9 protein-coding genes are annotated in these 13,770 nt (G+C 51.7%); 6 read left to right on the top strand and 3 right to left on the bottom strand.

From position 1 onward, the window contains the following. Positions 1-94: 94 nt before the first annotated feature. From HMPREF9469_RS25665 to HMPREF9469_RS25640, 6 genes are all read left to right on the top strand, one after another. Positions 95-1,852, top strand: a complete 1,758-nt coding sequence (locus HMPREF9469_RS25665; protein WP_007869062.1) for a cache domain-containing sensor histidine kinase — start codon at positions 95-97, stop codon at positions 1,850-1,852. Positions 1,853-1,881: 29 nt separating this feature from the next. Next, on the top strand, positions 1,882-3,483 hold the full coding sequence (locus tag HMPREF9469_RS25660; protein ID WP_007869061.1) for a response regulator: 1,602 nt from the start codon (positions 1,882-1,884) through the stop codon (positions 3,481-3,483). 93 nt (positions 3,484-3,576) lie between these two features. Next, on the top strand, positions 3,577-5,670 hold the full coding sequence (locus HMPREF9469_RS25655; RefSeq protein ID WP_007869060.1) for a beta-galactosidase: 2,094 nt from the start codon (positions 3,577-3,579) through the stop codon (positions 5,668-5,670). Next, on the top strand, positions 5,667-6,572 hold the full coding sequence (locus HMPREF9469_RS25650; RefSeq protein WP_007869059.1) for an ROK family protein: 906 nt from the start codon (positions 5,667-5,669) through the stop codon (positions 6,570-6,572). Before HMPREF9469_RS25655 ends, HMPREF9469_RS25650 begins: the two co-directional genes overlap by 4 nt. Positions 6,573-6,590: 18 nt before the next feature. After that, positions 6,591-7,973: a glycoside hydrolase family 1 protein gene (locus HMPREF9469_RS25645; RefSeq protein ID WP_007869057.1), complete on the top strand. Its 1,383-nt coding sequence runs from the start codon at positions 6,591-6,593 to the stop codon at positions 7,971-7,973. A gap of 10 nt (positions 7,974-7,983) precedes the next feature. Further along, on the top strand, positions 7,984-9,186 hold the full coding sequence (locus HMPREF9469_RS25640) for a type I phosphomannose isomerase catalytic subunit (RefSeq protein WP_007869054.1): 1,203 nt from the start codon (positions 7,984-7,986) through the stop codon (positions 9,184-9,186). Between the two features lie 11 nt (positions 9,187-9,197). Here the strand turns inward: HMPREF9469_RS25640 and HMPREF9469_RS25635 are convergent, their stop codons facing one another. The 3 genes from HMPREF9469_RS25635 to HMPREF9469_RS25625 form a co-directional block, all read right to left on the bottom strand. Beyond that, entirely contained in the window at positions 9,198-10,955 is a 1,758-nt protein-coding gene (locus HMPREF9469_RS25635) for an ABC transporter ATP-binding protein (RefSeq protein ID WP_007869052.1), read from the bottom strand. Beyond that, entirely contained in the window at positions 10,952-12,682 is a 1,731-nt protein-coding gene (locus HMPREF9469_RS25630) for an ABC transporter ATP-binding protein (RefSeq protein ID WP_007869046.1), read from the bottom strand. The genes HMPREF9469_RS25635 and HMPREF9469_RS25630 overlap by 4 nt, the downstream gene beginning before the upstream one ends. Positions 12,683-12,867: 185 nt before the next feature. Beyond that, positions 12,868-13,659 (bottom strand): MerR family transcriptional regulator, encoded by a 792-nt coding sequence (locus HMPREF9469_RS25625; protein ID WP_007869044.1) that lies wholly within the window; start codon positions 13,657-13,659, stop codon positions 12,868-12,870. Between the last annotated feature and the right edge of the window lie 111 nt (positions 13,660-13,770).

The following is a 13,770-nucleotide window of genomic DNA, read 5'->3' as shown; positions in this document are numbered from 1 at the left end:
ACAGCTTGTCTTATATGCGTTTTCAGGGGAACCGTAAAACATTCAGAGGCGGATTCACCCACCTGTGAGGCAGGAGTCTCAATCGGAGGAAATGATGAAAATGTTGTGGAAAAGGATGTTTGGAAGTCTTCAAAAGACCATATTTGCAGTGATCCTGGTGCTGATCATTGTACCTACCGCCATACTGGGAGTTATCTCCTACAGACAGTACCGTAAGATCATAACGGAAAATGTCAGGGTCCTGAATCAAAGCAATACATCCCAGATCGCTTCTAATATTGAAGGGATCATGAAAAACCTGCAGAACAGCTCCCTGTCATTCTATCAGAATGAGATGGTGCGCGAGTACCTGCTGGCCAGGGATCCGGATGAGGTGGAACAGGCCTGGTACAGCCTGAACCAGTATGTTTTAAACCAGATTGCATATGAGGAATACATCTATGCCGTGGATTTTGTGCGCTTGGACGGCAGGCGCTACAGCTCCAGTTCGGTCACGGAAGGGATCAGCGGACCGGTTAAAGAGCTGCTGATGGAAAAGAGCGGGGGTCCTCTGTTCCGGACAGATATCCATGTGGCGGATTACGGGGACTTGAGAAGTGATGAGCTGTACGGATATGCCAGATGCATCCATGACATCAATGATATTGGGATTCCCATTGGTTTCCAGCAGATCTATTTCAAGAAGCAGAACCTGAAACGGCTGTTAAATGATTACCGCGCTGACGGGGAAGCATATTACATTGTGGAGGACGGCAGGATCATCATCTCCACAGACCCTGACCAGGAGGGAAAGGCTGTGTCTGAAATACTGCCCAACCTGAAGCTGGATGAGGAGTACAGCAGCCAGCAGATGAAGGTGGACGGAACTCCGGTGATGACAGCCTGCGCCAGGGTAAAGTATCCGGGCTGGTATGTGGTGAAGCAGATTTCCTTAAGCCAGATATCCGGGGAGACGGCTGTGGTCCGGCAGCTTTTGATCACGTCCGGCATATTGGCCGTTGTCCTGTGCGCCCTGGCGGGATTTTTCCTTTCCCGGTTTGTGATCCGGCCGTTAAAGCGGCTGGAGTCTTCCATGAAGCATATTGAGGAAGATCACTTTAAACGGAAGCTGCCGGAGACGGGGTATGAGGAACTGTCCCTGCTGGCAAAGGCATTTAACAGGATGAGCGCCAGGCTGGATGAGCTGGTAAATCAGGTGTATCTGGCCAAGATCAGGGAAAAGGATGCACAGATACGGGCCATGCAGGCATATATCAATCCTCATTTCCTGTACAACACGCTAGATACCATCTGCTGGATGAGCCGCATGGAACAGGCGGGAGAGACCTGCCGTCTCATAGAAGCCCTTTCCAAACTATTTCGGGCATCTGTAAAGGATACGGGAAAGACTACCACGGTAGCAGGGGAACTGGAGCACATACGAAACTATATCATGATCCAGGAATGCCGTCACACGGATTCCATTGAGTTTGCGGTGGAAGCGGACGAGGGGGTAATGGGCTGCGAAACCGTGCGGTTCGTGCTTCAGCCCCTGGTGGAAAATGCCATTGTGCACGGCCTGGAGCCCACAGGGGAACCGGGTACCATATGGATCAGGATTTACAGGGAAGAGAATGATCTTATCATGACCGTGGAAAATGACGGTATGGATGCGGATACGGAGGAACTGAAGGCATTGATGGATCAGTACAGGGAAGGGCTTAAGGGCATGGGGCTTTCCAATGTGAATGATCGGATCAGGCTCTGCTATGGGGAAGAATACGGTCTTCGGTTTGAAAAACGCATACCAAAGGGGTTGATCGTGCGGGTGGTGCAGCCTTTTATCCTGGAAGGGGATAGGACTGCTGTATAGAGAGGCGATACGTAAAGGGGGAATATCAAATGATTAGAATGATGGTGGTTGATGATGAACCGGTGATCCGGGAGGGAATCGTAAGGGCAGTGGACTGGGAGAGCCTGGATGTGCAGGTGGTGGGGACTGCGGGGAACGGAAGGGACGGTATGGCAAAAGCCCTGACGGAAAAGCCGGATATTGTGATCACGGATATCAGGATGCCCATTGTGGACGGGATCCGTTTTGCAAAGGAATTAAAGGAAAAGCTTCCCAAGGTAAGGGTGGTGTTCCTTACGGGTTACAGCGAATTTGAGTATGCCAGGGAAGCCATACGCCTGGGAGCGGCGGATTATCTGTTAAAGCCCATTAACACAGAGGATCTGACAAAACTGGTCAGGAAGCTGGCTGATCAGGTCCGTCAGGAAAATGCCACTGTTGTCAGCAGGACCCAGAAGACCGTGCTTTTAAAGGAAAACCTTCCCATGATGCGCAACCGCTGTGTGAAACGCTATTTCCAGGGAGAGATTGGTGAAACTGCCTTTACAGAGCAGGCAGGGGCCCTGGGCATGGACTTTTCAGGGCAGGAGCATCAGATCATTATTTTCTGTATTGACTATTATTATCAGCTGATCGCAAGCGGGGAACGGGAGGCCGGGCTTTTAAAATATGCCATGTCCAACATTGCCGAGGAAGTGCTGGGAGCCTGCGGCAGTGCTGTTATCTGCGATGAGGGCGAGGCCAGGGTGATGGTGATCCTGGGCACGGACCAGGAGACAAAAAAGATTACCAGGTGCTGCAAGGAAGTCCAGTTCTGTATGCGCAAGTACTACGGGGTCTCCATATCCGTGGGCATTGGAAAAAAGGTAAAGGCCATACAGGATCTTAAGATTTCCTACCGGTCAGCGGACGAGGCTGTGGAGGAGAGGATCAAACAGGGGAGCAGTCAGATCATTGTAAGGGAGGGCGATCCCAGAAACGGGTCTGAACATGCCAGGCTGTTCCTTACCCCTGAGGAGGAGCAGGAGATCAGCGATGCGGTGAGACTGCTGGATAAAAACAGGGTTTATGATGCGCTGGAAATGGTGTTCCAGAAATATGTGATGGAGCAGGACCTGGGGCGCAGGGGAACGGAGCAGTTTTGTATGTATCTGGTGCTGATCGCCATGCGCCAGCTGGAGCATTTTTCCGTGTCGCCGGAACAGGCGCTGGGAAAAAATTATTATTACTACAATGAGATATCAAAGTATGAAACGGCACAAGATCTGGAAATGTGGATGAAGGACATATACAGCGAGTCCCTGGCAGCCGTGGACCGGCAGAGCAACGGCAAGTACAAGGGGATTGTGGCAGGAGGGCTTGCCTATGCCATGGAACACTTTTCCGAGAGCATCCAGGTGGGGGATGTGGCCCAGGCCGTGTATGTGACCCCCAATTATTTCAGCCGCGTGTTCAAGGAGGAGACAGGTGAGAATTTTACGGACTGGCTGAATAAATACAGAATCGAACAGGCCAAAAAGCGGATGGACGCGGAGCCTGAGACAAAGGTTTACGCCATTGCTGAGGAGACAGGATTTAGCGATTACAAATATTTTGCTTTTATCTTTAAGAAATACACAGGATTTACTCCCACTTCCTACCGCAACCGTTAAGTGTAGAATATTGGACAGTAGTGTAGAATCTATGGTTTTTGTTTTCCTTTGGATCATTATAATGGGATTATCAGTGGGATCAAGGAGGAAGACATGAAGCAGGAAAACAGGAAGCAGGAAGATAAGAAACAGTTTTTATTCGGCGCGGTTTATATCATTGAACAGGATTACACACAGGAGGAGATCCGCAGGGATCTGTCTCAGATGCAGGAATACGGGTGTAATCTGATCACGCTGTGGCCGGTGGGAAACCCATGGCTGGCAAAGGATTCTCATGAGTGGGTATTTGATCAGACCAGAATGGTACTGGATGAGTGTGAAAAGCTGGGTATGAAGGCCATCCTTCAGCTCTTTGGCCAGAATCAGGCCCAGGAGTTCATGCCTGACAGTGCCCTGACCAGCGAGATGATGATCCATGATGAGCGGGGAGAACATTTTAACGAGAATTGTTTTTGGGCCAACCTGAATCACCCTGTGGTAAGGGAATACATTGATGTATTTTTCCGGGAAGCCATCAATGCCTTTAAGGACCACAGTGCAGTATACGGATATGATGTGTTTAACGAGGCACATTTCAGAAGCGATGACAGGTATACCATTGGGAAATACCAGGAGTGGCTGAAGGAAACATATGGGACCATTGAACACCTGAACCGGGTATGGTACCGCAGGTATGAGGGATTCTCACAGATTTTCCCTGAAAAAAGACGGTCCGCCTACAGCATATGGAGCAGCATCATGCCGGATCTGGAGTATGAGCGGTTCCGCAGTGTGACTTTGACGGAAATCTGCAGATTCCTATATGATACGGCCAGGAAATACGATACCAGCCATCCCATTATCATAGACGGGACCAGCGCCCAGATCCTGTCAGGGGATGTGACCCTTCGCAATAATGATGAGTTTGCAACAGCAAAAATACCGGATATCTATGGCTCCACCTTTTATCCCAAGAGCTGGGGGCGCAACTACAGGAATACGCCGTGGACCATGTCCATGTACTACAGCATTCCGGCCGGGGCGGCCAGAAAGGCGGGCAAGCCCTACCTGGTCAATGAGCTGCAGACCCATACCCAGTCTGTGCTCACACCGGGATCCGAGGTTACCGGGCAGGAGCTGTATGACTGGATCCTGATGTGCATGTTCACCGGAGCCCAGGGCATGCAGCTGTGGAGATGGCGTCCCTTCCTCCATGGATACCAGTCCACGGGACGGGGACTTACAAGAATGGACGGGACGCCCAATGAAAAGGCGGAGAAAGTGAAGGAGCTGGTCTCCCTGATCCGCGCACAGGAGGATCTGTTTGGTGATTTCTCCATTGCAAAGCCCATGGTGAAAATAGCTGTCTCCTATTCCTCCAGGCTGTATTTTGATGCGTTTTTAAAGTGGAATAACAGTTTCTGGAGCGAGGATGTGGAAGGATGGTACCGCCTGTTCTGGAATCACGGGGTGCTGCCGGAATTTACAGATCTTGAGGACCTGAATGAGGAGGATACAGGGGTCATCGTGCTTCCCTCCATCCTGAGCATCAGCAGTGATATGGCTGACAGACTCACCCGGTTTGTGGAGCAGGGCGGCCTCCTGATCGCGGACGCAAGGCTGGCAAGCGTTAATGAGTACGGGGAGGTGCCCTGTGAAGGGATTCCGGGAAGGAAGCTGAGCAGCCTCTTTGGTCTGGTGGAGACGGACGTGGATTCAGGTCATTCCTTCTGCCTGGGAGGTGAAAGGATCCCCTGTAATTTCATGGAGCAGAAGCTGGAAGTTCGGGAGGATGCCCAGGTACTGGGAACCATGGAGGACGGAAGCCCGGCCGTGGTGCTCCATGGATTCGGTAAGGGAAAGACCCTGTATTTTAATTCCTTCCTGGGTGTGGAGCTGAAGAAAAACAGCATCAGGGAAGTGGAGGACACGGTGATGCCCCTTGTAAAGGAGTGCTGCCCGGATATGGTGACTGTGCAAAAGGGAGAACGGGTCCATGTGAGTTTTATCAGGGCCGGAGAGTGGTCCGCGGCATTGGTGATCAACTTTGATACCGTAAAGCAGCCGGTTTGTATCCAGGGGCTTCCGGAAGGTGTTTCCATTGAAAATGTAATGACAGGGGCCGTGACCGCTGCAGGTCCGGCCGCGGAGTTCACAGTTCCTGAAAATACAGCATATATTTACCGGTGGCAGGAGGATGAGCTGTGATACTGGTCTTTGATGTGGGAGGGACCGGTGTCAAGTATGGGGTGTCGGATGAACAGGGGAGATTCTGCCTGAGGGATTCATTTGAGACACCGGCAGCCGGCCTGGAAACATTTTTAGATAAGATCCGGGAGATTTTCCTCAAAACCTCGAAGCAGTGGGACATACAAGGCGCGGCTTTCAGCTTTCCCGGGGAAGTCCACAGCCGGGAAGGAATCATCAGGGGGATCAGTGCAGTCCCCTACATACATGATGTAGAATTAAAAAAACTGCTGTCACAGCGCCTGGGCGGTTTTACGGTAACCATGGCCAATGATGCAAAATGCGCCGCCATGGGGGAACTGTGGAAGGGTGTGGCCAGGAACTGTAAAAACGTGGTATTTGTTATCTGCGGCACAGGGATCGGAGGAGCTGTGGTGGAACATGGACACCTCTACAAGGGAGTTACCATGAACCGCGGGGAGTTTGGAAATTTCCCTATGGGGGGATTTAAGGACGGGGTACTTCTCACCTGGAGCGATTACACATTGGAAAAGCAGGCAAGGAAATACAGGAAGCGCAAAGGCATTGAAGAAATTGTCACGGGAAAGGAACTGGTTTGCCGTTCCATGGATGGAGACGGGCTGGCCACAGAACTTTTGGAAGAATTTTACTATTGGATGGCTGTGGGATGCATTACCCTGGAGTTTTCCTTTGACCCGGAAATGATCGCCATTGGCGGAGGGATCAGCGCCAATGCGGATATCATCCGGGGGATCCGCCTTAAGACAGAGGAACTGCTGGACGGGCAGAGACCGGGCTATCTGAGGCCCAATATCTGTGCATGTACCAACGGGAACCAGGCAAACCTGTACGGAGCGCTCTATTATTATCTATATCATGATCAATTGGAACATACAATATAAATGAAGGAGAGTAAGGTTATGACATATCATTTTCCAGAAGGTTTTTTATGGGGAGGAGCCAGTTCCGGTCCCCAGTCGGAAGGAGGAAGCAGGGAAGGGCACAGGGTGGCCTCTGAGTGGGATTACTGGTTTGACAAGGAGCCGGAACGCTTTTTCGGCCAGGTGGGGCCGTCAGTGACCTCTGATTTTTACCACAAGTACCCTGAGTACATAGAGAAGATGAAGCAGGCAGGGATCAAATCCTACCGCACCTCCATTCAGTGGAGCAGGATCATCTGCGGCTGTGACGGCAAGGTGAATGAGGAGGGGATCCGTTTCTATGACCAGGTGATCAATGCCCTCATAGAAAACGGAATTGAGCCCATGATGTGCCTTCACCATTTTGATCTTCCGCTGTATTGGGTGGAAAAAGGCGGTTTTGAAAACAGGGAGACAGCATACGCCTTTGCGGCATTTGCAGCAGTCTGCTTTGAGCGTTTCGGGGACCGGGTGAAGTACTGGACAACCTTTAATGAGCCGGTTATCATCCCGGAAACCGGATACCTGTACCAGCGGCACTATCCGGCTGTTTGTGATGCTGCAAAGGCAGCCCAGGTGGGCTACCATGTGCAGCTGGCCAGCAGTCTGGCGGTTGCGGAATTCAGAAAAAGCAGGTGTGACGGAAAAATCGGCATCATTATTAACCTCACCCCCACCTACTGCCAGGATCCGGACCGGGAGGAAGACCGGAAAGCGGCGGACACCCTGGATCTGATCTTTAACCGCTCCTTCCTGGATCCCTCGGTAAAGGGAACGTATCCCCAGGAATTGACAGCCCTTTTAGAGGCGGAGGGGATCCTTCCTAAGACCAGGGAAGGGGACATGGATATCATCCGGGAGAACACGGTGGACTATCTGGGGGTGAATTATTATCATCCCAGAAGGGCAAAGGCCAGGACCACTGCCTATGAGGGACCGCTGATGCCGGAGAAATACTATGAATCCTATGAGTTTGAGGGGCAGAAGATGAACCGCTCCAGGGGATGGGAGATCTATGAGCCTGCGATCTATGATATTGCAATGAACATTAAGGAAAATTATGGAAATATCCCATGGTATATCTCTGAAAATGGGATGGGAATCCAGGACGAGGAGCAATACATAGGGGAATCAGGCATGGTGGAGGATGATTACCGCATTGAGTTTATCAAGGAGCATTTAAAGTACCTTCACAAAGCCATATCAGAGGGATGCAATTGTTTTGGGTATCATCTGTGGGCGCCATTTGACTGCTGGTCCTGGATCAATGCTTACAAGAACCGGTATGGGCTTTTGCGGGTGGATATCCATGACGGATGCAAAATCACCATGAAAAGATCCGGACACTGGTTTAAGGAACTGTCCGATCACAACGGATTTTAGGGAGGAGTACATGGATCAAACGCAGGTTAGCAGTGGATTGCAGGTTAGCAGTGGATTGCAAGTTAGCAGTGGATTGCAAGTTAGCAGTAGATTGCCGGTTAGCAGCAGATTGCCGGTCAGGCTGGACCATGCAAGGGCCTGGAGGACGTATCTGGGAGGCAAAATGCTGGATGAGTTCCACGGATGCGCGGTTGGAACGGACGGACATTTCCCCGAGGAATGGATCGTTTCCCTGGTCGCTGCCAGAAACCCGGGTCGGGAGTCTGTAAAAGAGGAGGGCATGAGCCATGTACAGGGAACGGATATCACGCTGAGATCAGTGATCCAGTCTGATCCGTCTTCGTTCCTTGGTACAGACCATGTGAAACGCCTGGGAACTACCATGGGCGTGCTGGTAAAACTCATTGATTCCGCGGAGCGGCTGGCTGTCCAGGTGCACCCTGACAGGGATAAGGCAAGGGAGCTGTTCGGATCCGAATACGGAAAGACGGAGTGTTGGCATATTCTGGGCGGCCGGACCGTCAATGGAGAAAAACCGTGTGTATACATGGGATTTAAGGAAGGCGTCACAAGACAGCAGTGGATGGGCCTGTTTGACCGGCAGGATATAGACGGGATGCTTCAGTGCCTGCACCGGTTTGAGGTGGAGCCAGGGGACACGGTACTGATCGAGGGCGGCGTTCCCCATGCCATTGGGGCAGGGTGCTTCCTGACAGAAATCCAGGAACCAACGGACTACACCATACGGGTGGAGCGGGTGACACCCTCCGGGTACAGTGTGGAGGACGCGATGTGCCATCAGGGTCTGGGATTTGAGCGGATGTTTGACTGCTTTCATTATGAAGGTCTGTCCCGGAAAGAGACAAAGAAGCGCTGGTTTTTAAAGAGAAGAAAAAAGATAGACTGCAGGGAGGGAAGGGTGGATACCCTGGTGGGATATGAAGATACGCCCTTTTTCTCCATGGACTGCCTGACCATCCCCCCACAGGGAGAGGGCCTGCCCCTCCGGGAAGACGGCTTACGGATCCCCAAAAATGGGGACTGTTCCGGCCTGTATGTGCTGGAAGGAAAGGGCGTCATAAGGATCGGTGAAGACGTTCTGACACTGGATAAGGGTGAGCAGTTCTTTCTCCCCGCTGCCATGGATGGGTTTACCCTAAGCGGGACAGGGGGAGAGACTCTGAAACTGATTCGGTTTTTCGGCCCCGGCTGACTTAGGATATGTCACAGGATCTCGGCAAACTGCGCGTGATAGAGCTGCTCATAATAACCCTTCTTTTCCAGCAGCTCATGGTGGGTGCCCTGCTCCACGATATTGCCGTCCCGCATCACAAGGATCAGGTCGGCGTTGCGGATGGTGGACAGACGGTGTGCGATGACAAAGGAGGTGCGGCCCTTCATGATATTCTGCATGGCATCCTGGAGCATGTGCTCCAGACGTGTGTCTACAGAACTGGTGGCCTCGTCCAGGATAAGGATGGGCGGGTCGCACAGCACGGCCCTGGCAATGGTGAGAAGCTGTTTCTCACCCTGGGAAATGTTGCTGGACTCCTCGTTTAGTATCATGTCATAGCCCTCCGGAAGGGTGGTTATGAAATGGTGTACATTGGCTATCTTTGCGGCCCGGATGATCTCCCCGTCCGTGGCATCGTCCTTTCCGTAGGCAATATTTTCACGGATCGTGCCCTTAAAGAGCCAGGTGTCCTGAAGCACCATGCCGAATTTGGAGCGCAGGTCCTTCCGCTTCATATGGCGGATGTCAATGCCGTCAATAAGAATGGCGCCTGACGTTACATCATAAAAACGCATGAGAAGATTGATGAGGGTGGTTTTTCCCACACCGGTGGGTCCCACGATAGCAACCATCTGCCCGCTTTTTACATTGGCGTTCAGCCCCTGGATCAGGGGCTTTTCTGCTGTGTAGGAGAAATGTACGTCATCAAAGACTACATTTCCCTCAACATGCTCCGGCGCCGGGATACAATGGTCATCCTCTGTTTCCTCCTGCTCATTTAAGAATTCAAATACACGGTGTACGGCCGCGGCGGAGGACTGGAGGGCGGAGGACAGCTGGGTCATCTGTGAAAGCGGCTGGTTCACCTGCCAGATGTAACGGATAAATGCCTGGAGCTGTCCCACCGCGATGACTCCGGACAGGGCATACAGGGCGCCCATGATGGCGATACATCCAATGCCCACATAGGTTATAAAGGATACCAGCGGGGACATCAGGCCGCTGATGAACTGGGCCTGGAAGCCGTTGCGGCAGAGTTCGTTGTTGGCCTTCATGAAGTCTGAGAGGGCATCCTCCTGCTTTCCAAAGAGTTTGATCTCATTAAATCCCGTAAAGCTTTCCTGCACCACTCCGCTCAGCGCACCCAGGGCATTCTGCTGCTTCTCAAATAGGGGCTGGGATTTTTTTACGATCAGCTTGGATATAACAACAGAGCCAAGGATGATCAGCATGGAGGCCAGGGCCATTTTCCATTGAATGGAAAACATCATGGCGACAGCCAGGGTGAGCCCCAGGATGGCATTGAGTATCTGGGCAAAGCTCTGCTGCAGCGCATTGGATATGGTTTCCATGTCATTGGATACGCGGCTCATGGTATCCCCCAGGGGATTCTGGTCAAAATAGGAGATGGGCAGGCGTCTGATCTTGCTCTCCACATCATTCCTCAGGTCCACCATGGCGCTTTGGATGGCATCAGTGAGCAGGAACTGGTAGGAGCAGTTGCACAGGGCTCCTGTGAGGTAAACTACCAGCAGAGTGGCTACGATCCTGTAAATGACAGCGAAGTTGACCCCGTGTCCGGCCGTCACATCGTTAAACAGCTGGGTGGTGATCATGCCCTCCAGGGTTGGACTGATGGCGATCAGGCAGGAGGCCGCAATGATCAGCAGGATGGCTCCTGTTATTTTAAAACGGTATGCTTTCAAATATGGAATCAGGCGTTTCATTCCTGTATTGTTTTGTTTCATTGTGCTAATTCCTCCTCTGACAGCTGGCTGGTGGCGATCTCATGGTAAATACTGCAGCTTTTAAGAAGTTCCCTGTGGGTTCCCATGCCCACCACGACCCCCTCGTTGAGGACAATGATCTTGGTGGCGTCCATAATGGATGTGACCCTCTGGGCCACGATCAATGTAATGGCACCCTTTGTCTCCTCTTTTAATTTTTTTCTCAGGTTTGCGTCTGTTTTAAAATCCAGGGCGGAAAATGAATCATCAAATATATAGATATCGGGCTTACGCACCACGGCTCTTGCAATGCTGAGCCTTTGGCGCTGGCCGCCGGACACATTGCCGCCGCCTTCCTCGATCATTTCATCAAACTGGTGAGGTTTTTCCGTGATAAAATCATAGGCCTGGGCCACTTTTGCGGAGTGCTCCACCTCGGACCGCACTGCATCGTGTTTGCCGTAGCGGATATTTTCCGTGATGCTTCCTGTAAACAGCAGGGCCTTTTGGGGAATGAACCCGATCTTTTCCCTCAGGGCCTTTAAATCATATTTGCGCACATCCACATTGTCAATGCGGATGCTTCCTGAGCTGATGTCATAGAACCTGGGAATCAGGTTGATCAGCGTGCTTTTCCCGCTGCCCGTGCTGCCGATAAAGGCAACGGTATCCCCACGTCCGGCTTCAAAGGTGATGTCCCTGAGAACAGGGGCTTCCCCGTCCGGGTACTGGAAGGATACATGGTCAAAGACAAGGGTGCCGCTTTCATCCCCTGAGAGCACGGGATTTTTAGGATTCTGGATCAGGGGCTGTTCATCCAGAAGTTCCTTGATCCTCCTGGCGCTGATCTCGGCCCTTGGATACATGACAAACACCAGGGAGAACAGCATCATGGAAAACATGGCATGGAACATGTATTCCTGGAAGGCCACCAGATTGCCCACCTGGAGGCTGCCCATGTCAATGAGCCTGCTGGAGAGGATAAATACTATGGATACGGCCAGATTCAGCAGCAGAAAGAAGGATGGCTGGGTCACCGACATCAGCTTAAACAGCTTCCTGGCATTTTTGGCATAATCCTCATTGGCATCGGAAAAACGCTCCGTCTCATATTCATCCTTACAGAATGCGCGGATCACACGGACACCGGTAAGGTTTTCCCTGGTAATCCTGTTCAGGCGGTCCAGCCCTTTCTGCTGTCTGGTACTGATGGGGTTGCTGGTCCTGGCAACCAGATACACGCCCAGGCAGATGACAGGAACACATCCCCCTATGACCATGGACAGGGTCACGCTGGTGCGGATGACCATGAACATGCTGATGATGATCATAATAGGGGTGAGCAGTGCGGTGCGCAGTATGATATTAATGAACTGCATCAGGATGAATGCATCATTGGTGGTCCTTGTGATCATACTGGATATTCCGAACTTGTTATATTCCGTGTGGGAAAATTCCTGGGCCTTTCTGAAGATGTCATTGCGGATATCTCTGGTGATCCTGGTACTCACCTGGGAACTGCAGTAAGCCAACAGGACGTTCCCGATCCCTCCGGCAATGGCCACGGCCAGGATGGCGGCTCCCATTTTGTAAATATAGGCGCGGTCATTCAGCACAATGCCGTTGTCGATCATCCTGGATACAATGGTGGGAATGCCAAGCTCCGCGGCGGCAAAGCCCAGGATGGCCAGGATATTAAAAAATACATAAGTTTTATAGCGTTTCAGATAATGTAGGATCAGATACATCTGGACACTCTCCTTTCAGTTGGAACAGCCGGATCTGCTTTACTGCTCCGGATAACCGTACTATTGTAAGGTATAGTGTAACCCGATAGTCAATAGGATATTTGGAATTTTACCATTTGGAATTTTAGTTCCGTCAATGGCTTATGACAGTTCCAGCCGCAACCCACAACAGCTCCGGCCGCGACTCACAACAGTTCCAGCCATGCCTCATAGTAGTCGCAGCGGTATCCCTCGCTGGCTGTGAGAAGATACCGGCCGGCCAGAGCCCCGGTCTGGTATCCCATCCCGCGGGCTGCCTTTACAAAGTCCCGGGCATTGTGGGCAGAAGGGAGGGCTGCGTTTACCTTGAGGATACCTTTCAGGTAAAGGCAGGGAACGGCGTCTGCGGGGCGGAGGATGGTGCCGGTGATGGCCGTATCCGGACCGTCAGGTAAAATGCCGGATGGTGCCGGGTCCAGGAATACCCCGTACTGTGTCTCCTGTGATGTCTCCGGACGGATCAGAATCGCGGTCTGGTAGGGATCGTTTACATAGACCTCAAGGGCATGCTTATCATCTGATGCAAACAGCTTCATGGCGGGGAGCCGGTCCGTGGCCGTCTCATAGTGAGAGTGGTCCATCTCCAGGATGTGGCGGACCATGGCCTGCCGTGTGTGCAGCTTGTCCAGGGTCCGGCGGATCAGGACGATCTGCTCCTCCAGGTGCTTTGCATTGGCGTCCAGGGTTTTGCCCACCTCTTCCACGCTCATTCCGGGAATGGCCTTTATTTCCTTAATGGACAGGGAAAGGCTCCGGTAAAACATTACATCGCAGATATCCACCATGGTCTGGGAGGTGGGACGGCGGTAATTGTTATCAGCGGTGCGCTCAAATCGGACCAGTCCCTCATCATCCCAATACCGCAGGGCGGAGGAGGGGATGTGGAAGAGTTCGGATACTTCCTTAATCCGGTTGATCTGCTTCATGTTTTGTTTCATTCATTTGCCTCCAATTCGTATCAGTGTACTCTCATAAAAAGTATTCTCATAAAAGGGTATTCTCATAAAAATGTAATTGACTTTCAAGTAACTTTAAGGTTTATACTGGTG

This window comes from [Clostridium] citroniae WAL-17108 (genome assembly GCF_000233455.1).
In the GTDB taxonomy this organism is placed as follows: domain Bacteria; phylum Bacillota; class Clostridia; order Lachnospirales; family Lachnospiraceae; genus Enterocloster; species Enterocloster citroniae.
This window is presented reverse-complemented; position numbering and strand designations above follow the sequence as displayed.